This is a genomic window from Bradyrhizobium cytisi (assembly GCF_008123515.1).
In the GTDB taxonomy this organism is placed as follows: Bacteria; Pseudomonadota; Alphaproteobacteria; order Rhizobiales; family Xanthobacteraceae; genus Bradyrhizobium; species Bradyrhizobium cytisi.
In genome coordinates this window covers 1-21,897 of record NZ_VSSR01000077.1, presented here as the reverse complement: position 1 = coordinate 21,897, position 21,897 = coordinate 1, and the positions used below count along the sequence as shown (strand labels likewise).

Below are 21,897 nucleotides of genomic sequence, written 5' to 3'. Positions count from 1 at the left end.
AAAGTAAGCTGCGACTACGTCGACTTCACGCAAAGACAGGGATTTGGGGACATGTGCCCCGGAGCTCGGGGGCGTCACAGGCCGCGGCGGCCTCACGCGAATTGCGCGACGCCGTTCCCAACAGACCAGTTCTCCGCGGGGGCATCGAGCACGTTGACGAATATGTCCTCGGGGCGGATGCCCGGGTTGTCGCCGAGCAGTTCCGCGATCCGGCGGTACAGCGCCTTCTTCTGCTCGGGGGTACGCGAGGCGAACACGGTGATCTGGATCAGCACGGCGTCGTCGCTGCGCTTGACGCCATAGGCGTTGCCGCAACGGAAGTTTGCAGGCGACAGCTCGCTGATGGTCATGAACTCGTCACCTTCAGGCACGTTCAGCGCCTCGCGCATCGCGCAATAGAGGCCGTCCAGGATTGCCTGCCGGTAGGCTTCGGGCTTACCAGCGCGCATGGAGATGTGAAGCAGAGGCATCAGCTGGTCCCTTTGCATGCGAGCCAATCGACCGGGCGCATGCAAGCGCCGGCCGTTCGGCCCATTGACGAGACGGGCTATCAATCTCAATTTATTTTTGACACGATGTCCAGAAAGCATGTTTTTGACATCGTGTCAAATATGCCGTCGACAGGGAGCATGATGTGAGGCCGCGCGAGTTCGATCACGACGACGTCTTGCGCATCGCGTTCGACCAGTTCTGGCGCAAGGGCGTGCGCGGCACCTCGCTGTCCGACATCGCGCGCGATGCCGGCGTTCAGCGCGGCAGCCTCTACAATGCGTTCGGCAGCAAGGAGGCCTTGTTCCTCCAGGCCTATGAGCGCTACGCCGGCGACTATCTCCTGGCCTTGCAGAAGGCGCTCGGCGCGGGCTCGTTGCGTAAGCGCCTCATCGCATTTTTCGACCTGACCATCACCAATTTCCGATCCGGCTCGCCGCCGCGCGGATGTCCGACGACGCGCGGGCTGATGGAGCTCGGCGCCGCTGAAGGCGAGGGGCTCGACGAAGACGCGCGGAGAGCTTTTGCGAACCTGGTGTCGCGCATCACCGCGCTGGTTGAGGACACATTGTCGACGGGCGCCGAGCGCGGCGAGTTCAGCGGCAACCCGGCGGCCGCAGCGCTGCACATCATCACGGTCACGCGCGGTCTCGCGGTGCTCGAACGCGCCTTCGGTGACGAGCCCCAGCTGCGCAAGATTGCTGCCCACACCATCGACCTCGTGCTCGGCAGGGGTGCCCGCTAGGCCTCAGCAGAATGCAAGCGCGTTGACGGCCTGCGTGGCCGCGCTCTCCTGCTCGATCCCGACGAGCTGGCCGACGGCGGTCTTGAGTTCACCTGGGTCCCTGCGACGCGCAACAGCCAGGAGTCGCATCAATTCCGCCTCGTCCTTTGACAGCCGCCGGCACGACGGCGGCATGAAGCACAGATCGCAGGCACGTCCGCAGCGCAGGATTCGGACCAGCGCGGCAACGCGTGCGACCAGCAGCGGGCTGTCGGAAATGCCGGGCGCCTCGTCCGCGAAGCGATAGGCCGCCTCCCAGCAATCGGACGCGCCGGTCGCATAGGCCGCGCCGATGAACCGGAACAGCGAGAGCGCAGTGCGGCAGAAATCATCGCAGCCTTCCATGCCTCGCGGATTGTCCTGCATCATGAACGATCTCGTCAGTGCAGTGTGGGGCTTCCGACGAACCAGCTCTTCATCGCCATCGTCTGCATAACGCCGGGAGTCCGGACGTGTCGATCCGGCAAGATGAGACCGGCCATGCGGAAGATCGTCGCAAGTCCTCTGACAGGGGCGAGCGCCCAATCCGCGCAAACTGGAGGCAGCCAGCTTTCGAACTGCTCGCGCGCGACATCGATGCGCTCCTCTTGCGCCGCGGCGATCGCGTGCAAAATTCCGTGCTCGCTCTCCGACATCTTCGGGCAAGTGGGGCAATGAACCTCAATGGCCGTATGTGCCGTGCACGCAAAGATCTCGATGATCGCTTCCAGCGAGGGCACGGCGTCGCCGACGCGAAAATGGTCGTAGACCTGCTGGATGTCGGCCGCCGTCGGAACGGCGGTCCCGCTTCGCGCCTTCGCGCGAAATCCCCAGATGAAGAGCCGCTCCGCCGCGCTCAGCGCGGGAAGGTCAAGCGTCCTGGTGTCTGTCGATTGATGCATGGAGCCTCTGGCAAATGGCTACGCCTTGCGCCGATCGTTCTGCCAGGGGAACGCGCAAGTCAACGCCGGCAAGACCGATATCGAGGTCTTCTAGAAACGCGCAAGCATTGGACGCTCGGTCTTTGGAGCCATTCCAATACGATTGCAAAATGTCGACGAATTCCAAAGTACGCATCAGACGGACCAGCCCTGGCGGCTTCCGGGCACCTTTTGCGGGAGTTCGGGAACCTGAATGCTTAAGGCTTTGCTAAGACGATCAGGATAAAATGGCATATCAGCCCCGCCAATTTTGTGAGCACCGATGATTTTCTCCCGCATCAGTTTCAAGCTGGTCCTCATTGTCGGCATCAGCCTCCTCGGCATGATCGCGCTGGTGCCGATCGCGCTGTCGACCCTGCGTAGCCAGATGGTCGCCGACCGCCAGGCCAAGACGCAGCACATGGTCGATGTCGGCTACGGCATCCTGGCGCATTACCAGAAGCTCGAGAGCGACGGAAAGCTCACGCGCGAGCAGGCGCAGGCCGCCGCGATGGCCGAAATCAAGAGCCTGCGCTACGACAAGGTCGAGTATTTCTGGATCAACGACATGGCCCCCAAGATGGTCATGCACCCGATCAAGCCCGAGCTTGACGGCAAGGATCTCTCCGGGATGAAAGATCCGGCCGGCAACGCGCTGTTCATGGGGTTCGTTGACGTCGTCAAGACGCAGAGTGCGGGCTTCTACAGCTACCTCTGGCCGAAGCCCGGCTTCGACCAGCCCGTAGCCAAGATTTCCTATGTAAAGGGCTTTGCGCCCTGGGGCTGGATCGTCGGCACAGGTATCTATCTCGACGACGTCGATGCCGTCTTCCGCCAGGACGCGATGACGTTCGGCCTGGTGTGCCTCGCGGTGTTCCTGCTCGTGCTCGGTGCGTCCTTCGTGATCGGCCGCAGCGTGACCCGGCCGCTGGCGAAAATCACCGACTTGACCGAGCGCCTCGCCGCTGGCGACGGCGCCTTCGAGGTGCCCTACACCAACCTCAGCAACGAGGTCGGCGGGCTCGCCAGGGCGCTCGCCGTGTTCAAGGACAATGCGTCGGCGGTAGGCCGGATGCATGCCGAGCAGCAGGAGACCAAGCAGCGGGCCGACGACGAGAAGCGCAAGACCATGACCGATCTCGCCGGCAGGTTCGAGGCGAGCGTCCAGGCCGTCGTCCGCGACGTCTTCAACGAGGCGCGGACGATGCAGCAGGCTGCGCAAGGCATGTCGGAGACCGCGAACAAGGCAACCGATCGCGCGAGCTTCGTCGCCACCGCCTGCCAGCAGGCTTCGAGCAATGTGCAGACGGTGGCCTCGGCCGCCGGCCAGCTGTCGTCCTCGATCACCGAGATCAGCCAGCGCGTCGCGCAGGCGGCGTCCGTGGCCGACAAGGCGGCCGCCGACGGCCAGCGCACCAACGACACCGTGCAGGGTCTGGCCGCGGCCGCCCACAAGATCGGCGAGGTCATCGACCTCATCAACCAGATCGCTTCGCAGACCAATCTGCTTGCGCTCAATGCCACGATCGAAGCCGCCCGCGCGGGTGAGGCCGGCAAGGGATTTGCCGTGGTGGCGAGCGAAGTGAAGTCGTTGGCGAGCCAGACCGCGAAGGCGACCGACGAGATCGGCGCGCAGATCAGTGCGATCCAGGCCGAGACCAACCAGGTCGTCGGCAACATCGACAACATTCGCAAGACCATCATGGAGGTCAACGAGATCTCCTCGTCGATCGCAGCCGCAGTCGAGGAGCAGGGCGCCGCGACGCAGGCCATTGCGCACAGCGTGCAGGAAGCGGCCTCCGGCACCGACCAGGTCTCGCAAAACATCTCCGGCGTCACCGATGCGACGGCGGAGACCGGCCAGGCCGCTGGCCTCGTGCTGCAGTCGAGCGGACGCCTGACCGAGAAGCTGCAATCGCTGGAGAACGAGGTCAGCACTTTCGTTGCCGGCGTGCGGGCGGCCTAGTATAGCCGGGGGATGGTCTCCAATCCTCGTCGCATCCTCCTGATCAATCCGAACAGCCTTGAGGCGACCACCGCGATGATGGTCGCCATCGCGAAGTCCGTCGCGATAGGCGGGTTCGACGTCGTCGGCGCTACGGCAGAGCGCGCGCCGTCGATGATCGTGACGCCGCACGCGCTCGAGGCGACCGCCCCTGAGGTCGAGGAGATCGCGAGGGCGCATCAAAGTTCCTGCGAGGGCATCATCGTCTCCGCGTTTGGAGATCCCGGCCTCGCGGGAATAAAGTCGGCGATGACGCTGCCCGCGGTCGGCATCGGCGAGTCCTCGATGCTGGAAGCCGCAGAGAACGGCCGCCGCTTCGGCGTGGCGACCACGACGCCGTTGCTGAAGGCGAAGATCGACGCGCTACCGGTCGCGTTGGGATTGCGATCCCACTACACCGGTACCCGCTTCGCCGAGGGCGATCCGCAAGAGTTGATGCGCGATCCGGCGCGGCTGCGCGTAGCGCTCGCCGGCACGGTCGAAGCCTGCACGCGCAGGATGGTGCCGAGGCGGTCATCATCGGCGGCGGGCCGCTCGGTGAGGCCGCGCGCGACCTGCGGCTGATCTTCACCGTGCCGGTCATCGCGCCGATCCCGTCCGCCGTGATGCGGATTATTCGCCTCATCGAAGCGCGACCGGCCAACTGATATTCCGGCCCGCGGGAGCTATCACAGCGACCGCTTCCTCTCCCTTGACGACTGCGGCTAAAGTGAAGAAGCAGGATCATCGAACCTGCCGCCCGGCGTCTGGCTGCGGGGCCATGGAGACCGCTGCATGTCGTTCAAAAAACTCCTGATCGCCAATCGCGGCGAGATTGCCATCCGCATCGCGCGCGCAGCGGCCGATGCCGGCATTGCCACGGTCGCGATCCACCCGGCCGACGATGCGCTGTCGCTGCATGTGCGCGTGGCCGACCAGGCGGCGGAAATTTCCGGCCGCGGTGCGCGGGCCTATCTCGACATCGAAGCGGTGGTGAAGGCGGCGAAGGCTGCCTCCTGCGATGCCGTGCATCCCGGCTATGGTTTTCTGAGCGAGAATGCCGCGTTCGCCAAGGCCTGCGCGGACGCGGGCATCGTCTTTGTCGGGCCTAAGCCGGCAGCGCTCGAACTGTTCGGCGACAAGGTCGCGGCACGGCAACTGGCAAAACGCTGCGGCGTGCCGATCATTGCGGGCACCAGCGGTCCGTCGTCGCTCGACGAGATCACGGCGTTCTTCACCTCGCTCGGCAGCAACGCGGCGATCGTGATCAAGGCGATGGCCGGCGGCGGCGGCCGCGGCATGCGTGTTGTCGAGAACGCAGCCGATCTCGCGGAAGCCTATGCGCGCTGCCAGTCCGAGGCCAAGGCGGCGTTCGGCTATGACGGCGTCTATGCCGAGCGGCTGATCCGGCAGGCGCGCCATATCGAGGTACAGATCATCGGCGACCGCCACGGCGCGATCTCTCATCTCTGGGAGCGCGAATGCACCATTCAGCGCCGGCACCAGAAGTTGATCGAGGTCGCGCCGAGCCCGTCGCTCAGCGAGGGCTTGCGCGGTCGCATCATCGAGGCAGCCAGGCAGCTCGCGACGGCGGCGGCTTATGACAATCTCGGGACTTTCGAATTCCTGGTCGACGGCACGGCCGAGGACAGCTTTGCCTTCATCGAGGCCAATCCGCGGCTCCAGGTCGAGCACACCGTGACGGAAGAGGTGCTCGGCCTCGATCTCGTCCGCGCCCAGCTTGCGATTGCTGCAGGCAGCACATTGGCCTCGCTCGGTCTGGCGCAGGGCTCAATTCCGAAGCCCCGCGGCTATGCCATGCAGCTCCGCGTCAACATGGAGACGCTGGACGAGACCGGCGCGACGCATCCGACCGGCGGCGTGCTCGCCGTGTTCGAGCCGCCGTCAGGGCCGGGCGTCCGCGTCGATAGTTTTGGCTATGCCGGCTACAAGACCAGCGCGGCGTTCGACTCCCTGCTGGCCAAGGTCATCGTGCATACGCCGGGTGAAGCTTGGCACGATGTCGTCGCTAAGGCGTCGCGTGCCCTACGGGAGTTCCGGATCGACGGCGTCGTCACCAACATCGCCTTCCTCCAGGCAGTGCTGGCGCACCCGGATTTCCAGACCAATCACATTGCGACCGACTTCATCGATCGCAATGTCGCAAAGCTGGTCGAGGCGGCCGATGGCGTGGCCAAGCCGCTCTATTTTGCTGCGGCCGAGCGAGGCGGCGCTCACGCCGCCGAGACCCACGTCGCGCAGATCGTGCCAGAGGGTACGGTGATGGTCGCCGCGCCCTTGCAAGGCACCATCGTCACCATCCAGGTGAAGGAAGGCGAGATCGTGCGCCCGGGGCAGCAGCTCGCCGTGATCGAGTCCATGAAGATGGAGCATCTGGTGATGGCCGAACAGGGCGGCCGCGTCATGAAGCTCGCGGCCGGCGACGGCGTCACGCTGCTGCATGGCGAGGCGATCCTCTATATAGAGCCGCTCGACGTCGCCGCGGATGCGTCGGCGGTCGAAGCCGATGTCGATCTCGACCACATCCGCCCTGATCTCGCCGAGCTGATCGCGCGCCAGGCCAACACGCTCGATGCGAACCGCCCGGCCTCGGTCGAGCGCCGCCGCAACACCAATCAGCGCACCGCGCGCGAGAACGTCGCGCAGCTCGTCGACGACGGCTCGTTCATGGAATATGGCAGCCTCGCCATTGCCGCCCAGCGGCGTCGTCGCAAGCTCGACGATCTCATCAAGAACACCCCGGCCGACGGCCTCGTCATGGGCGTTGCCACCGTCAACGCCGAGAAGTTCGGCGGTGATGCCGCGCGCTGCATTGTCATGGCCTATGACTACACCGTGCTCGCGGGCACGCAGGGTCACATGAACCACAAGAAGATCGACCGCATGCTGACGCTGGCGGAAGACTGGCGCGTGCCGCTGGTGTTTTATGCCGAGGGCGGCGGCGGCCGTCCGGGCGACACCGACCGGCTCGGCATGACCGGCCTCGACGGCCCATCCTTCGTGCAGTTCGCAAGGCTCTCCGGTCTCGTGCCTGTCATCGGCGTGGTCTCCGGCTATTGCTTCGCTGGCAACGCCGCGATGCTCGGCTGTTGCGATGTCATCATCGCCACCAAGAACGCCTCGATCGGCATGGGTGGTCCTGCGATGATCGAGGGCGGCGGGCTCGGCGTCTATCACCCGGCCGAGGTCGGTCCGGTCTCGTTCCAGTCGCCGAACGGCGTCATCGACATCGTGGTTGAGGACGAAGAAGAGGCGACATCCGTCGCGCAGAAATACCTGTCCTACTTCCAGGGCGCGGTAACGGAGTGGCAGGCGGCCGACCAGCGCCTGCTCCGCCGTGCCATTCCTGAGAACCGCTTGCGCGTCTACGACATCCGCGGCGTGATCGATCTCGTCGCGGACAAGGATTCCGTGCTGGAGCTGCGCCGCGACTACGGCGTCGGCATGATCACCGCCCTGATCCGCATCGAAGGCAAGCCGTTCGGCCTGATCGCCAACAATCCGCGCCATCTCGGCGGAGCGATCGATGCCGATGCCGGCGACAAGGCCGCGCGCTTCCTCCAGCTCTGCGACGCCTTCGATCTGCCGATCGTCTCGCTGTGCGACACGCCCGGCTTCATGGTTGGCCCGGAAGCCGAGAAGACTGCGATCGTGCGCCACGTCTCGCGCATGTTCGTGACGGGTGCGAGCCTCACCGTGCCGCTGTTCGGCATCGTGCTGCGCAAGGGCTACGGCCTCGGCGCGCAGTCGATGATCGGCGGCGGCTTCCACGCCTCGTTCTTCACGGCGGCCTGGCCGACCGGCGAGTTCGGCGGCATGGGGCTGGAGGGCTATGTTCGCCTCGGCTTCCGCAAGGAGATGGAGGCGATCGCCGATCCCGAGGAGCGCGAGACCTATTACCGCAACAAGGTCGCCGAGCTCTACGCCAACGGCAAGGCGGTCTCGATCGCCTCGGTGTTCGAGATCGACAACGTGATCGACCCCGCCGAGACGCGGCGCTGGATCATGGCGGGGCTCCGTTCGGTGCCCAAGCCGCCGGTGCGGACGGAGAAGAAGCGGCCGTGTATCGACACGTGGTGACGGCGGTGCAGCAAATCAGAGTCGCTTGAGACAATCTGCTTCCACGTCGTCATGCCCGGGCTTGTCCCGGGCATCCACGTTCCTTCGCATGCGCGGCAGAGGCGTGGATGGCCGGGACAAGCCCGGCCATGACGGCGATGTGCGCCGTTGGGTCGTCCCGGTTCCGGATTGACATCCCCGCCTGTGGTGCCAGACTTTGCACAATAATACAGGGTGGAGACGTCCGCGATGGCCAGCCTTTCGGCCTCGAATCATGTCGCCCGTGTCTTGTCCGTGGCCAATCATGCGGCTGACGTCGACGCGGAGTCGCGGATCGCGACCTCCTGGCGGCGCTGCCTGATCAGCCACAAGCTCGATCCCGCCCGCCAGGGCCCGCCGCAGACGCTCACTGAAGCCGAAGTCCGTCACGTCGCCGAGCCCTTGGAACAGACCATCAGGCTGCTCACGCCCGAGCTCGACGATCTCGCCCGGGTGCTGCGCGATGCCGGCTATTGCGTCAATCTCGCTGACGCGAATGCGACCATGCTGTTCAGTCGTCTGCCAGGCGAGGCCGACGCGCGGATGTTCATGGACTGGAAGATCTACACCGGCTCGAACTTTGCCGAGACGTTTGAGGGCACCAACGGGCTCGGTACCGCGCTCGCAGAGCGGAAGCCGATCCTGGTGCATCGCGATGAGCATTTTCGTGCACAGTGGCACATGTTCTCCTGCGCGGTGGCTCCGCTGTTCGATCAGGCCGGGCGCCTCGCCGGCGCCGTTAACATCACCTCCTGCCGCGAGGATCTCGAACGCGCCGCGCATCAGCTTGCACTTGCGGTGACGATGGAGGCGACGCGGCGCATGGAGGGCGCGATCTTCCGCGATCATTTCCGCAATGCGTGGATCGCGACTGTGCCGGGCGATGGCGGCAGCGGCCTGCTCGCCTATGATGACGATCGCCGCATCGTCGGCGCCTGCCGATCGGCGCGTGCCTTGCTGGGCCTGACCGATGGCCTGATTGCATCCGGCATCGATCTGTCGCGCTACGTCAAGATCGACCATTCGCGCCATGCGGACGAGATCGTCGAGCTCCGCCGCGCCGATGGCCGCCCTTTGGGCCAGGGCCATGTTGCGCCGCCGCTGCGTGCAAAATCCTCGACGCTGCGCCGTGATGCGTCCGTCGATCGGTTCGACGCGTTGCATCGGCTAGCAGGCAATGATCCCGGCCTGGTCAAAAGCATGAAGCGGCTGAGGAGCATCGGCGATCACAATCTGCCGGTGCTGCTGCATGGCGAGACCGGCGTCGGCAAGGATGTGTTCGCGCGCGCGATTCATGCCGCGAGCAACCGTGCCCGCAACAACTACGTTGCACTGAACTGCGCGGCGATGCCGGAGAGCCTGATCGACGCCGAGCTGTTCGGCTACGAGGCCGGCGCCTTCACCGGCGCACGCCGCGACGGCTCGAAGGGCCTGATCGTGCAGGCCGACGGCGGTACGCTGTTCCTGGATGAGATCGGCGACATGCCGATCGCGCTGCAGACGCGGCTCTTGCGCGTGCTGGAGAATCGCGAGGTCTGGCCGCTCGGTGCGCTCAAGCCGGTGCCGGTGGATATCCGATTGATCAGCGCGACCCATCGCGATCTCGGCCGCATGGCCGAGCAGGGCGCCTTCCGCGCCGACCTCTATTTCCGCTTGCGCGGCATGGAGGTGCGGCTGCCGGCGCTACGCGAGCGCGCCGACCGGGATGACATCATCCGCCAGATCGCGCGCGAGGAGGCGCCGGACTGCAGGCTGTCGCCGGAAGCCTGGTCGCTGCTGTCGGCCTATCCCTACCCCGGCAATATGCGCCAGCTCCGCCACGTGCTGCGGCTCGCCGGCTGCACGGCGGAGGAGGGCGTCATCACCGACGCTGATCTCGACCTGCCGCCGTTTGGCGGAAGGGCCGCGGAGACGGATCTCCAAGCGGCCGAACGCGCGACGATCGTCCAGGCGCTGCGCAAGCATGGCGGCCGCGTCACCGAAGCGGCACGCGCGTTGAAGCTCAGCCGCGCGACGCTGTATCGCAAGATCAAGCAGCTGAAGATCGAGACCGCGCAATAGCGCTTTTCTTTCCCTCTCCCCTTGTGGGAGAGGGTGGCTCGCCGCGCAGCGGCGAGACGGGTGAGGGGTCTGGCTCCGCGAATTCACATCGCCACTTGTGTGCGCGGAGAGATACCCCTCATCCGGCGCTTCGCGCCACCTTCTCCCACAAGGGGAGAAGGGAAGACACTACGAAAAATCGCTCCAGCTCAGATGCCGCGAATCAAGGTCGCCGACTGAAACTGTGCCGCGGATTTCGTGCGGGCTGTGGAAACTGCTGCGCAGATAGACCAGAGGCGAGGCCCCGTCGGAATGCGTCGCGCCGCGCACCTCGCCGACGAAGATCGAATGCGTCCTGGTCTCGAATTCCTGCGTCAGCACGCAGTCGAACGCGGCCACCGCATCCGTCAGCACCGGTGCCCCGGTTGCTCCGCGTGTCCACTGGCCGAACGCAAAGCGGTCGTCGCCATTGATGCCCTTCTGGCCGCTGAAGGTCAGCGCCAGCAGCGCGTGGTCTTCGTGCAGGAAGTTGATCGCGAACGCACCTTCCTCGCGGATGCGCCCATGCGCGCTGGCGTTGCGGTTGACGCAGACGATCAGCGAGGGCGGATTATCCGACAGCGAGCAGGCCGAAGTCACCGTCAATCCCGAGCGCTTGCCGTGCTCGGAGCCGACCGTGACAAGCGCGACGGCGCCGGCGCATTGGCGCATCGCCTGCTTGAAATCCTTGGCGTCGACGCTCACGCGAAAATCTCCGAATTGAATACGGGTGCGGCAGGTTCGCGCCGCACCCGCATTCGGTCAAGCCGCCTTCTTCGCGGAGCCGAGATGCTTCAGGCGCGGCATCACCTCGTTCTTGAGCAACGAGAGCGAGTGGTGCCAGGCTTCCGGCTTGTGCTTGTAGTCGAAGCCAAACACCAGCAGCACGCCGAAGCCGCCGACCTCGTCGTAGATCTTCTCGATCTTCTCGGCGACCGTCGCGGGCGAGCCGACGACCCAGTTCCGCTTGGCGCAATATTCGACGGTGACGTCGCTATCGGGCACGTCGGGCGCGTGCTTCAGATAATCCTTGAAGCCGAAATGGCCGAGCAGCGGCAGGAAGTACTCGTGCATCATCCGGCCCATCATGTCGCCGGTCGAGAGCTTCCAGGCCTCCTCGTCGGTGTCGGCGACGAACACCTCACGCACCAGACGCCAGTCCGCGCGGTTCGGCTTGCGTCCGGTCTTGGCAGCGCCAATCTCGACCGAATCCCAATGGCTGCCGACATAGGCCGGGTTGAGGTTGAGGCTCATCGGGATGAAGCCGCGCTCGCCCGCGAGCTTGAGCGTATCCGAGTTCTTCGACAGCCCGGCAACGCCGATCGGCGGATGCGGCGCCTGCAACGGCTTGATGTGGGGCTTGAGGAAATCGAACATCGTGTCCGGCTTGGTCACCGTCCAGAATTTGCCCTTGTAGGTGAAGGGCGCGGGATCGGACCACAGCTTCAGGATGATCTCCAGCGCCTCGCGGGTCATGTCGCGGTTCTGCCCGCTCATGCCGTCGACGTTGAACATCGCCCAGTCGCTCGGCAGGCCGCTCGCCGCGACGCCGAAATTGAGCCGGCCCTCGGAGAGGTGGTCCAGCATCGCGACGCGGTTGGCGAGCTCGGCCGGGTGGTGATAGGGCAGCAGGAAGCCGCCCGGGCCGATGCGGATATTCTTGGTCTGCATCAGCGCCTGCGCGATCAGAAGGTCCGGGGTGGGATTGGGTTCCCACGGCGCAGTGTGATGCTCGCCGACCCAGGCCTCCTGATAGCCGAGCTCGTCGAGCCAGCGCAGGGTCTGCAGGTCCCAGTCGTTTCCTTCCTTCAGGCCACACTCCGGCGGGTGCGAAGGCATCGTGAAATAGCCGATCTCCATGGGTTTCCTCATCTGATGTTGACGCGTCTTGCTGCGCGTTCCGGGACGTAAACAAGAACAGCTTCAGCAAGCGGTGTGCCAGCGTGGGCCGTGCCCCAGACCTGCGAGAAAAGGCTGGTTTGGGGCACCAATTGCCGATATCCCGGGGCAGATTTGCGAAGCGCCCGTCTCATTGTCGCGAGACGACGTCTTGGCCGTGAGACCAAGGGAAGACCAAGGGATACGATTCGAAATGACCGAACCCGCTTTTGTCGCGGTGGACTGGGGCACCAGCAGCTTTCGGCTCTGGCTGGTCGATCGCGCAGGTCACGTGCTGGCCGAGCGCCGCAGCGACGAGGGCATGATGGCGGCCGCCAGGACCGGCTTTCCCGGCGTGCTGCAATCGCACCTGGCGGCGGTTGCCGCGCCGGATCATCTGCCGGTGCTGGTCTGCGGCATGGCCGGCGCCAAAACCGGCTGGGTCGAGGCCGGCTACGTCGACACGCCAGCGCCCTTGCCGGCGATCCTCAAGCAGGCCGCGCGTGTGCCGGGCGAAGGGCGCGACATCCGCATCCTGCCGGGCATCGCGCAGCGCGACACAGCCGCGCCGGACGTGATGCGGGGCGAAGAGACGCAATTGCTCGGCGCACTCGGCCTGGAACCCGCCGGCGAGGCGCTGGTCTGCATGCCCGGCACGCATTCCAAATGGGTGCGGGTGAAGGACGGCACGGTCGCGCATTTTTCGACCTTCATGACTGGTGAGCTCTTCAGCGTCGTATCGCGCGAGACGATCTTGTCGCTCGCGGTGGCCGGCGCCGATGAGGCCGAGGATGTCGCGAGCTTCAATGCGGCGGTGAAAGCCGCCTACGGGGCGCCGGCCTTCGCCGCAAACCTCCTGTTCGGTGCGCGGTCGCGTCAGCTGCTGTTCGGCGGCACGCCGGCGGCGGCGCGTGAGACGCTGTCGGGCACGTTGATCGGTGTCGAGCTCGCGGCGGGTCTCTCAGGCACTATGCCGAAAGCCGGCATCACGCTGATCGCGTCCGGGCGGCTGGCGGCTCTGTACCGGCAGGCCTTTGACGCGCTGAAGGTCGACGTGAACCCGATCGATGCCGATGACGCGGTGCGCCGCGGCCTGTCGATGGCCGCTGCGGCAATCTGGACGACATAGAAGGACCTTCGAGATGAGCGTTCCCTTTCCGCCGATGAAACGGCCCCTGGTCGCGATCCTGCGCGGCGTCAAGCCCGAGGAGACCGAGGCCATCGTCGGCGTGCTGATCGAGGCCGGCATGACCGCGATCGAGATCCCCCTGAACTCGCCGGACCCATTCCGCTCGATCGGCACCGCCGTGAAGCTCGCACCCGCCGGCGTGCTGATCGGCGCCGGCACCGTGCTGACCACGGCGGATGTCGATCGTCTCAACGACGTCGGCGGCACGCTGATGGTCTCGCCGAATGTGGATACACAGGTGCTCGCGCGTGCGCATCAGTACGCCATGATCACGCTGCCGGGCGTGTTCTCGCCGACCGAGGCGCTGCTTGCGGCGCGTTCCGGCGCGTCCGGCCTGAAATTCTTTCCGGCGAGTGTGCTCGGCGCATCCGGCATCGCCGCGATCCGCGCCGTGCTGCCGGCCGGTGTGATGATCGCCGCCGTCGGCGGCGTCTCCGACCAGAACTTTGCGGAATACATCAAGGGCGGCGTCACCGCGTTCGGGCTCGGCTCCAGCCTCTACAAGCCCGGCATGACGGCTACGGATGTCGCGGCGCGCGCGAAGGCGACGATCGACGCCTATGATCGGGCGATTGTGAAAGACTGAAACCGCAATAAACAAGCCGTGATGTCGTCACGGTCGTGCGTTGTCCTATCTTGCTGCTATCCGCGAGATCAGGAGACCGACATGGCGATCAACAACATAGCCGATCTGTTCGTGGCAACGCTCGAACAGGCCGGCGTCAAGCGCATCTATGGCATTGTCGGCGACAGCCTGAACGGTCTTACCGAGGCGCTGCGCCGCCGCGGTACCATCGAATGGGTGCACGTCCGCCACGAGGAGGTCGCGGCCTTCGCGGCCGCCGGCGAAGCCGAGATGACGGGCAGCCTTGCGGTGTGCGCGGGTTCCTGCGGGCCGGGCAATCTGCACCTGATCAACGGCCTGTTCGACGCCCATCGCAGCCGCGTTCCGGTGCTGGCGATCGCGGCGCAGATCCCCTCGGCTGAGATCGGCGGCGGCTATTTTCAGGAAACTCATCCGCAAAACCTGTTTCGCGAATGCAGCCATTATTGCGAGCTGATCTCGGATCCGAGCCAGCTACCTTTCGTGCTGGAGAACGCGATCCGCGCGGCGGTGGGCCTGCGTGGCGTCGCCGTCGTTGCCATGCCCGGTGATGTCGCCTTCCGCACGCCGCCGAAGCGCGCGCTGTCGACGACCCGCGGGCTTGCGCTCGCAGCGCCAAAGGTCGTACCGCAGGCCGACGAGCTGAGGACGCTCGCGGATCTCCTTAACGGCGCCGAGCGCATCACGCTGTTCTGCGGCCGCGGCTGTGCCGGCGCGCATGCGCCGCTGATGCAGCTTGCCGAAGCCCTGAAGAGCCCGATCGTTCACGCGCTCGGCGGCAAGGAGCATGTCGAATACGATAATCCCTACGATGTCGGCATGACCGGTTTCATCGGATTCTCCTCGGGCTACGCCGCCATGCGCGCCTGCGATGCGCTGGTGATGCTCGGCACGGATTTTCCCTACAGGCAGTTCTTCCCTGATGATGCGAAGATCGCGCAGATCGACATTCGCCCGGAAAATCTGGGACGGCGCTGCAAGATCGATCTCGGCCTCGTCGGCGACGTCAAGCTGACCATCGAGGCGCTGCTGCCGCTGCTCAAGACCAGGACGCAGCGCAAGCATCTCGACGATGCCGTCGCGCACTACAAGAAGGCGCGTGAGGGCCTCGACTCGCTTGCCAAGGGCACGCCGGGCAGCAAACCGATCCATCCGCAATATCTCGCAAAAGTCATCAGCGACCACGCGAGTGACGATGCCGTCTTCACCGCCGATGTCGGCACGCCCACTGTGTGGGCTGCGCGCTATCTCAATATGAACGGTCGCCGCCGGCTGATCGGCTCCTTCGTGCACGGCTCGATGGCCAACGCCATGCCGCAGGCGATCGGCGTGCAGGCCTCGCAGCCCGCCCGTCAGGTGATCTCGCTCTCGGGCGACGGCGGCTTCACCATGCTCATGGGCGATCTGATCACGCTGACGCAGATGAAGCTGCCGGTGAAGATTGTCGTCTTCAACAACGGCGTGCTCGGCTTCGTCGCGCTGGAGATGAAGGCGGCGGGCTTTGTCGACACCAATGTCGATCTGGAGAATCCCGATTTCGCCGCGATGGCACGTGCGATGGGTATCTTCGCCAAGCGCGTCGAGGACCCCGGCGAGCTCCCGGGCGCGATGAAGGAGATGCTGGCCCACAACGGTCCGGCGCTGCTCGACGTCGTCACCGCCAAGCAGGAGCTGTCGATGCCGCCGACCATCACCGCGGAGCAGGTCAAGGGGTTTAGCTTGTGGGTGCTGCGTGCGGTGATGAACGGCCGCGGCGACGAGGTCGTGGATCTCGCGAAGACGAATCTGCTGCCGCGCTAGCCGCGCTTCGCCGACGGCACAGGCAACCGCTCATGGCGGCGCTGGAAGCGCTGCCAGTGCAGCACGATGCCGATCAGCGCCGCCGGCACGAAGCCGAGCACGATCAGGAAATGCGGCAGTTCCTTCGGCGAGATGAAGGCAATGCCGATGTCCGAGATCAGCCAGAGCGCTGCGAAGATCACCGCGAAATCCATGCGCGGGCAGCGCAGGTAATAGAACACGGCGGTGATGACTACGGCGGGCCCGATCGCGATGGCGATCATGACCGCCGTCAGCTCCTTCGGCGTCAGCGCGTCGAGCACCATCGACGCCAACAGCCAGATGGCGGCGAACATGGCGACGATGTCGATCGGATGCCGCACGGACGGTACCTCTCGTGGAAACCGCGGTATCGTTGTAGGCGCGGGTGTCGCCCGTCAAGTCCCAATGTGGCGAGGACCGGGCGTATCGATCCGCGCGGCGTTACCCGGCCCGCAAGCCTGTTGGCGCCTCATACGCCTGCGGCTCGCCCCGTGCCACCTGTCAGGCCGCGCAAATTCGCGATTGCGCCCTCGATGTGCCGGCATTCCGAGAGCTGAAGGTCGAGCGATCGGAGACGGTTCTCGACACGTTTTAACTCCGACTTGGACGGCTGCACGTTGCTGGCGGAACTCCATTTCGCGAGAGTTTCGGGTTCATCCAGAAGTCGCTTCACCCGCCGAATCAAACCGGTCCGCTCGGCGATGAGTCCGGCAATGACCGCATCAATGGATTCCGCGAGCGATGCAATGTCGAACGCGACGCGCTTCTTGCGGCGCTTTTCCCGCATGCTCATGTGCTGCACCGCCCGCTGATCAATGATGGGCGATCATAAGACGTGCAACTTAAGCGCTCGTGAAGGAGACGATCGGTTTTCGGTACCTCCGGGAGTCTACGGAGCATTGTCGCGGTGGCCGCATGGCAGCCTCGTGTTCGTCACCGCGAGATCTCGGCCTGATCCTGCTCCATCCCCGGGCTCTGGCGCAGCATGAAATGACCGAAGGCCGAGGCGATCGGCTTGTCCGGATCGTCCTGCCAGGCCCGCGCCTCGAAAGCGACAATACGCCGGCCCTGCTTCACAATGGAGACATTGGCAATTGTGTCCAGTGCCCGGCCGGAGCGCAGATAGTTGACGGTCAGCCCGATCGGCTTCGGCAGCGTCGCGATCCCGAGCTCGCGCCGCACGCCGAGGATCGCGGTGGTCTCGAGGAAGGCACCGGTCATGCCGCCATGGATCGCCGGCAGGATCGGGTTGCCGATGATTTTTGGCGAGAACGGCATCGTCAACGTGCCGTCATCATTCAGGCGAATACCGAGGCAGCGCGCGAACGGGCTGTTGGCGAACGGCCCATCCGGATCCTCCGGCGCCTCCAGCGTCGGAATGCTGCGCGACTCCATCCTGCGGTCTGCAAGCATGTTGGTGCGGTTGGCGCCGATCATGAAGCAGGCGGTGGCGGTCGCCACCGGATCGTCCTCCGACTCCTGGTAAGCCGTGGAGCGCACGAAGGCGATCGAGCGGGTGGTGCGGTAGCAGACCGAATGCGCCTTGATGTCGAGGCCGGGCGTAGCCGGCTTCTGGTAGTCGATGCGCAAATCGAGCGTCGCGATCGCGCTGGTGCCGTCGAGCGCGAGCTGCACCGCCATGCCGCAGCTCTCGTCCAGCATCGCGGTGACGACGCCGCCATGCAGCACGCCGGTCTCGGTGTCGCCGACGAAGACGGGGCGGTAGGGCAGGCTCGACCAGGCTTCGCCCGGCGCGAACCGGTCGAGCTGGAGCCCGCTGATATGGCCGTAATCGGAGCGGCGGCCCTTGATGGCTTCGGCGAGTTCCTCGAAGGGAAGTGTGGTCGGTGTGGTGGACATGCTGACGTTTTAGACCAGTGTCGGGAACGGCGCAAAACTCTGAATGTGCCCCGCGGCGGCCCTGCGGCCGGTTTGGCCTCGACAGAGCCGGCCGAAGCAACGATGGTGGGCGCGCTTCGCCCGTCGACTAGCCCAAGGAGTGCCCATGGCCGATCCCGAAACGCCCGCCACCAGCCAGGGCCCTGTGACCATTTCCAGCTCGAGCTCCGAGCGGGCGCCGATCATCTATTTCGACGGCGCCTCCTGCTTCGGCCATCACAACGGTGCGATCCAGATCGAGCTCGCTGCGAACCTCCTGATGCCGATCGGCGCCGCCGTCAGGGTCGACGTGGTTCAGACCGCGCATCTGCGCTGCAGCCCGGCAGCGGCGCTGGCCTTGCGCGAAGCGCTCGACAAGGCGCTTGCAATGCTCAAGCTCGGACAGCAGCAGCCCGACGAAGCGATTCCGACCGTGAAGAACTGAGGCCGGAACTCAGCCGGCGGGACTCGCATTAAGGCAGCATTTCTTGAATCTCTTTCCACTGCCACAGGGGCAGGGATCGTTGCGGCCGACGTGACGAAACGGATTGCGTTCGGGATGATAGAAAGAGACCGGGGCTGGTTTCCTTGCGGGTGGCTCCCGATTGAAGGCGGCCCATGTGGACAGTTCCAGAATCGTGTCGTCGAATAAGGTCAAATCATTTTCGGCGCGGAAAGGCGGAGCATCGGGATTGTCGAGCATGTATTGCAGATCCCCCGCGAAACGTCTCCGCGCAAGGTCAACAGTGCGATCGCCTCGATCATGCGTGAACGAACGAACTCATCAGCATTTTCATCATGGATGATCTCGCACAATGGCTGCGGGTTGCCATCGAACACGGAGGCCATCACGCGGTGAGTCGTCTCGGTGATTGCACCGCCCAAGACGACTTGACGATGTCGGGGGCTTGCGCAAGAATGTTGCAAGCTCGGGGTAGGCAGGGTTCACGCGCCATTCGCCAAGGAGGTGAAACGCGAAGAACAAGGCTGCTTTGTAATCCGTTTGACCAGGAGATTCGACTTCTTCGAAGGCACGTAAAAAGACAGGAATGACCGAGTCTTTATCGGCCCGCGCCGCTTGAATCGCTTCGGTCCGAAGACCCTCTTTCTTGTTGAGGCTGTCCAGGATCTGTAACGGGTCCACGTCGTGTCCTCCGATGGATCAGCGTAATATTACTTCATCCCTTCGCCACGTGAACCTTTGCCGTGTTGCCGCCGTTCCACTTGCCGTCGAGCGCGCGCTCGATCTGGGCGGCGAGCTGCAGCAGCAGGCCGTCATTGGCCTGCTTCGCAATCGCCTGGATGCCGAGCGGCAGGCCGTGCTCTTGTGCTGCCATCGGCATCGAGATCGCCGGCATGCCGCAGAGATTGGCGAGCGGCGTGAAGGCGAAGAAGCGCCAGAGATTGCCGAACCAGTCGAGCACATCGGGATTGTCGGAGATGGTGAGATATTCCCTGGTGCCGACCTTCGGCGTCGGCAGCGCCGTGATCGGCGTCAGGATCACGTCCCACTGCTCGAAGAAGCTGCCGAAGCCGCGCGAGGTCGTATTGAATACAGCCTGCATCTTCGCCCGATCGGCAAAGCTGGTGTGAAGCCCGGCTTCCCAGATCCGGATGTTCATCGGCTCGATCAGATCCTCCGGCGGGCGCTCCAGCCCGCGCGCGGCGAGCATGTTGGAGATCACCACGGAAAAATTCGAGATGTAGCAGGTGGTCTGCGCCGCGAAGGCGGCGCGGAAATCGAGCTCGGGCAGCGCGTACTCGACGTGATGGCCGAGACCTTCGAGGAAGCGGCCGGTTTTCTCCAGCTCGGCGGCGATCTCAGCCGTCGCGGTGTAATCGCCCCAGGTGTGCGATAGCGCGATGCGCAGCTTTGACGGGTCGCGCTTGATCATCTCGCCGTAGGGCTGTGCCGTGGTCCAGAACGGCATGAACTCGCCGGGCGCCGGCCCGCGGGCATGGTCGACGAAAGCGGCGGTGTCGCGCACCGTGCGCGACTGGCAGCCCTGGATCGAGACCAGGCCGGTGAGATCCGACATCTGCGGCGCCAGCGAGAACACGCCGCGCGACACTTTCAGCCCGATATTGCCGTTGACGCCGGCGGGAATGCGGATCGAGCCGCCGCCGTCGGTCGCGTGCGCGATCGGCACCACGCCGGCCGCGACCATCGCGGCGCTGCCCGCGGACGAGCCGCAGGTGGTGTAGTCGGTGTTCCAGGGATTGCGGGTGACATACACGGCGGGATTGTCGGCCGAGCTGCACACGCCGAATTCCGGCGTCGTCGTGCGTCCGATCAGGTTGAGGCCGGCGTGGCGGAACTTGCCGGTCAGGAACGTGTCTGCCGCAGCGCGATTGCCGCGCATCAGCAGCGATCCCATCTCCTGCAGACGGCCCTTCATGGTCGGCCCCAAATCCTTCATCAGGAACGGCAGGCCGGCGAACGGACCGGCGAGATTGGCGCCGTCCTTGGCGGGATCGGCGATCACGTCATCGAACAGCTCGACCACGCCCGACAGCGTCGGATTGACCTTGGCAACGGCCGCTGCGGCCTGACGTGCCAGTTCCTTCGCCGTCAGCTCGCCCTTGCGGACGCGCGCCGCCAGGCCCACGCCATCCTGCTGCGCCCATTCGTTCCAGCTCATCGGCAAAGTCATGAAATCAAATCCCTCAAGGTGCGGGGGCCACCTTTTTCGCAAGCGCTCGCGTGAATCAACTGAGCCGGCGCGAAGGGCAGGGTTGCGCCGGGCGGAGAGGTCGCCACCTCAGTCCGTAAGCCTCGCAATCACCGCGACTGGTCCGCCGCCGGCAGGTCCCTGGTGCTCGGCGCCGCCGGAGACGTAGACCGAGCTGGTGCCGGCAAGGCCCGCAATCAAGCCGCCGACGGCCGCGCGGGCGTGGCGTGTCGAGCTGATATCGGTGTCCTCCAGCATGGTGTGACGGAAGCCGCGGACGCTGCCGTTCGGCGAGGCCTCGGCCTTGGCGAAGATATTGACGAGCTCGCGGCCCGGTTGCGGCGTGGTGCCAAGATCGACGTCAAGCCCAACGCTCTTCAATGCGGACATCACCGCCGCGGAATCGATGGCATCGCTCATCACGGCATGCCCGATCTCGAACTCGCTTACTGATGAGGCCGAATTACCGAGCACGATGACGACATTGTGCATCAGCTCGATCCCTGATGAGGTCGAGGCGACCTTCGAGAACAGATCGTAGCGCCGCAGCATGATGTCATCGCTTATGTCGGACGCGACCTCGCCGAGCGCAACCGCAACCCCGAGTGCGGAGGCGCCGCGCGAATAGGCCATCGAGCTGTAGGCGCTGATCGTCGCCGTCTTGTTGCCGCGCGCGGCCGCCGCCTCGACACGGTCGCTGGTGAGCAGCGGGCACTTGATCTGGACGAAATGGACGTCGGCGGCGTCAGCGATGCCGGCATCCGCCATCGCGGCCTTCACCGCCTTGGCGGTCTCGGCGATCTGTGCCGAGCGGCCGAGCTCTTCAGGCAGAAAATCGCGCGTCTGAGCCATGCCGATGCTCAGGCGCTTGCCGGAGATGCCTGCCGGACGCGCCGCCGCCTCCTGGCGCGTGAACACCGTGATGTGCGGGCTGAGCACGCCCTCGGTGCCACCGGACATCACAAACGCAATGCGCTGCTCGACCTCATGCGGCGTCAAGCCGAGCTTCGGCGCCAGCGCCGCGCACAGCGCAGCGACGGCATATTCGCGGGTGAAGTCGTTGACGCCGCCATTGCCTTCGGTCTTGCCGAGGATCGCCAGGATGGATGTCGGATCGATCGCGCCCGAGCCGATCAGGCTCATGAGGCCGGAAACGTCGCCGGGGCCCCTGGTGGCGATCTTGAAGACGCCGACCGATATTGTCCGCATGGATAGTCCTCGTGGGAAGTTCGGTGGTCCGGCAGGGGGCAACCAGCCGTGGAAGGGGGCATCTGTCAAGCGGCAAAAAGATCATGTGTCCTCCACCAGGCAAGACACGACCGCTGGGTCAATCAACGCTTGCCAAAATATTCCACTTTACCGAAATTCGGAGGATGCGAAGGTGTTCTGCAGATGAAAAGAGAGCTGCAAGAGTGACGCTGTTGCTCCATACTCCGTCATTGCGAGCGCAGCGAAGCAATCCAGAGTATTTCCGCGCAGGGATTCTGGATTGCTCACATGG

General features: G+C 65.0%; 20 protein-coding genes and 2 pseudogenes. 9 read left to right on the top strand and 13 right to left on the bottom strand.

Features of this window, described 5'->3' with window-relative positions; all coding sequences use genetic code 11:
• Window positions 1-92 precede the first annotated feature (92 nt).
• Window positions 93-470: a tautomerase family protein gene (locus tag FXB38_RS36635; protein WP_148755796.1), complete on the bottom strand. Its 378-nt coding sequence runs from the start codon at window positions 468-470 to the stop codon at window positions 93-95.
• 164 nt (window positions 471-634) lie between these two features.
• Here FXB38_RS36635 and FXB38_RS36630 point away from each other — a divergent pair, with 164 nt between their 5' ends.
• Window positions 635-1,234: a TetR/AcrR family transcriptional regulator gene (locus FXB38_RS36630; RefSeq protein WP_148755795.1), complete on the top strand. Its 600-nt coding sequence runs from the start codon at window positions 635-637 to the stop codon at window positions 1,232-1,234.
• Window positions 1,235-1,237: 3 nt separating this feature from the next.
• Here FXB38_RS36630 and FXB38_RS36625 read toward each other — a convergent pair whose 3' ends face one another.
• Window positions 1,238-1,642 carry a hypothetical protein gene (locus FXB38_RS36625; protein WP_246230412.1) on the bottom strand — a complete coding sequence of 135 codons (405 nt, stop codon included), beginning with the start codon at window positions 1,640-1,642 and terminating at the stop codon, window positions 1,238-1,240.
• A gap of 11 nt (window positions 1,643-1,653) precedes the next feature.
• The gene (locus FXB38_RS36620; protein ID WP_148755794.1) at window positions 1,654-2,154 is read right to left on the bottom strand and encodes a hypothetical protein; all 501 of its coding nucleotides are present in this window, start codon (window positions 2,152-2,154) and stop codon (window positions 1,654-1,656) included.
• A gap of 301 nt (window positions 2,155-2,455) precedes the next feature.
• Here FXB38_RS36620 and FXB38_RS36615 point away from each other — a divergent pair, with 301 nt between their 5' ends.
• From FXB38_RS36615 to FXB38_RS36600, 4 genes and pseudogenes are all read left to right on the top strand, one after another.
• Complete coding sequence (locus tag FXB38_RS36615; protein WP_148755793.1) at window positions 2,456-4,138, top strand: methyl-accepting chemotaxis protein; 1,683 nt, start codon at window positions 2,456-2,458, stop codon at window positions 4,136-4,138.
• Between the two features lie 12 nt (window positions 4,139-4,150).
• Window positions 4,151-4,824: pseudogene (locus FXB38_RS36610) on the top strand (aspartate/glutamate racemase family protein).
• 127 nt (window positions 4,825-4,951) lie between these two features.
• Window positions 4,952-8,257: an acetyl-CoA carboxylase family protein gene (locus FXB38_RS36605; RefSeq protein WP_148755792.1), complete on the top strand. Its 3,306-nt coding sequence runs from the start codon at window positions 4,952-4,954 to the stop codon at window positions 8,255-8,257.
• Window positions 8,258-8,485: 228 nt separating this feature from the next.
• Complete coding sequence (locus tag FXB38_RS36600) at window positions 8,486-10,336, top strand: sigma-54-dependent Fis family transcriptional regulator (RefSeq protein ID WP_187435401.1); 1,851 nt, start codon at window positions 8,486-8,488, stop codon at window positions 10,334-10,336.
• 168 nt (window positions 10,337-10,504) lie between these two features.
• Here the strand turns inward: FXB38_RS36600 and FXB38_RS36595 are convergent, their stop codons facing one another.
• Both FXB38_RS36595 and FXB38_RS36590 read right to left on the bottom strand, forming a co-directional pair.
• The gene (locus FXB38_RS36595) at window positions 10,505-11,059 is read right to left on the bottom strand and encodes a flavin reductase family protein (RefSeq protein ID WP_148755790.1); all 555 of its coding nucleotides are present in this window, start codon (window positions 11,057-11,059) and stop codon (window positions 10,505-10,507) included.
• Between the two features lie 57 nt (window positions 11,060-11,116).
• Window positions 11,117-12,214 (bottom strand): LLM class flavin-dependent oxidoreductase, encoded by a 1,098-nt coding sequence (locus FXB38_RS36590; RefSeq protein ID WP_148755789.1) that lies wholly within the window; start codon window positions 12,212-12,214, stop codon window positions 11,117-11,119.
• A gap of 232 nt (window positions 12,215-12,446) precedes the next feature.
• Here FXB38_RS36590 and FXB38_RS36585 point away from each other — a divergent pair, with 232 nt between their 5' ends.
• The 3 genes from FXB38_RS36585 to poxB all read left to right on the top strand — a co-directional run bounded on the left by FXB38_RS36585 (window position 12,447) and on the right by poxB (window position 15,825).
• Window positions 12,447-13,361: a 2-dehydro-3-deoxygalactonokinase gene (locus FXB38_RS36585; RefSeq protein ID WP_148755788.1), complete on the top strand. Its 915-nt coding sequence runs from the start codon at window positions 12,447-12,449 to the stop codon at window positions 13,359-13,361.
• A gap of 13 nt (window positions 13,362-13,374) precedes the next feature.
• Window positions 13,375-14,007, top strand: coding sequence for a 2-dehydro-3-deoxy-6-phosphogalactonate aldolase (locus FXB38_RS36580; RefSeq protein WP_148755787.1), 633 nt, complete (start codon window positions 13,375-13,377; stop codon window positions 14,005-14,007).
• Window positions 14,008-14,088: 81 nt separating this feature from the next.
• Entirely contained in the window at window positions 14,089-15,825 is a 1,737-nt protein-coding gene (gene poxB, locus FXB38_RS36575; protein ID WP_148755786.1) for a ubiquinone-dependent pyruvate dehydrogenase, read from the top strand.
• Here poxB and FXB38_RS36570 read toward each other — a convergent pair.
• From FXB38_RS36570 to FXB38_RS36560, 3 genes are all read right to left on the bottom strand, one after another.
• Window positions 15,822-16,187, bottom strand: coding sequence for a hypothetical protein (locus FXB38_RS36570; RefSeq protein WP_187435400.1), 366 nt, complete (start codon window positions 16,185-16,187; stop codon window positions 15,822-15,824). The genes poxB and FXB38_RS36570 overlap by 4 nt on opposite strands.
• Window positions 16,188-16,315: 128 nt before the next feature.
• Window positions 16,316-16,639: a hypothetical protein gene (locus FXB38_RS36565; RefSeq protein ID WP_148755785.1), complete on the bottom strand. Its 324-nt coding sequence runs from the start codon at window positions 16,637-16,639 to the stop codon at window positions 16,316-16,318.
• A gap of 140 nt (window positions 16,640-16,779) precedes the next feature.
• Entirely contained in the window at window positions 16,780-17,706 is a 927-nt protein-coding gene (locus FXB38_RS36560) for a PaaI family thioesterase (protein ID WP_148755784.1), read from the bottom strand.
• A gap of 145 nt (window positions 17,707-17,851) precedes the next feature.
• On the opposite strand from FXB38_RS36560, the gene FXB38_RS36555 reads away from it, so the two are divergent.
• Entirely contained in the window at window positions 17,852-18,169 is a 318-nt protein-coding gene (locus tag FXB38_RS36555; RefSeq protein WP_148755783.1) for a hypothetical protein, read from the top strand.
• 9 nt (window positions 18,170-18,178) lie between these two features.
• Here the strand turns inward: FXB38_RS36555 and FXB38_RS44955 are convergent.
• The 5 genes and pseudogenes from FXB38_RS44955 to atzD all read right to left on the bottom strand — a co-directional run.
• Window positions 18,179-18,283 (bottom strand): annotated as a pseudogene (locus FXB38_RS44955) (SEC-C metal-binding domain-containing protein); the annotation flags it as partial.
• Between the two features lie 95 nt (window positions 18,284-18,378).
• Window positions 18,379-18,573, bottom strand: coding sequence for a DUF1186 domain-containing protein (locus FXB38_RS45165; RefSeq protein ID WP_148755782.1), 195 nt, complete (start codon window positions 18,571-18,573; stop codon window positions 18,379-18,381).
• Window positions 18,521-18,868, bottom strand: a complete 348-nt coding sequence (locus FXB38_RS43240; protein WP_187435403.1) for a hypothetical protein — start codon at window positions 18,866-18,868, stop codon at window positions 18,521-18,523. Before FXB38_RS43240 ends, FXB38_RS45165 begins: the two co-directional genes overlap by 53 nt.
• 34 nt (window positions 18,869-18,902) lie before the next feature.
• Window positions 18,903-20,378 carry an amidase gene (locus FXB38_RS36540; RefSeq protein WP_187435399.1) on the bottom strand — a complete coding sequence of 492 codons (1,476 nt, stop codon included), beginning with the start codon at window positions 20,376-20,378 and terminating at the stop codon, window positions 18,903-18,905.
• A 108-nt stretch (window positions 20,379-20,486) separates the two neighbouring features.
• A complete protein-coding gene (atzD, locus tag FXB38_RS36535; RefSeq protein ID WP_148755781.1) occupies window positions 20,487-21,605 on the bottom strand; it encodes a cyanuric acid amidohydrolase in 1,119 nt (372 codons plus the stop codon).
• Between the last annotated feature and the right edge of the window lie 292 nt (window positions 21,606-21,897).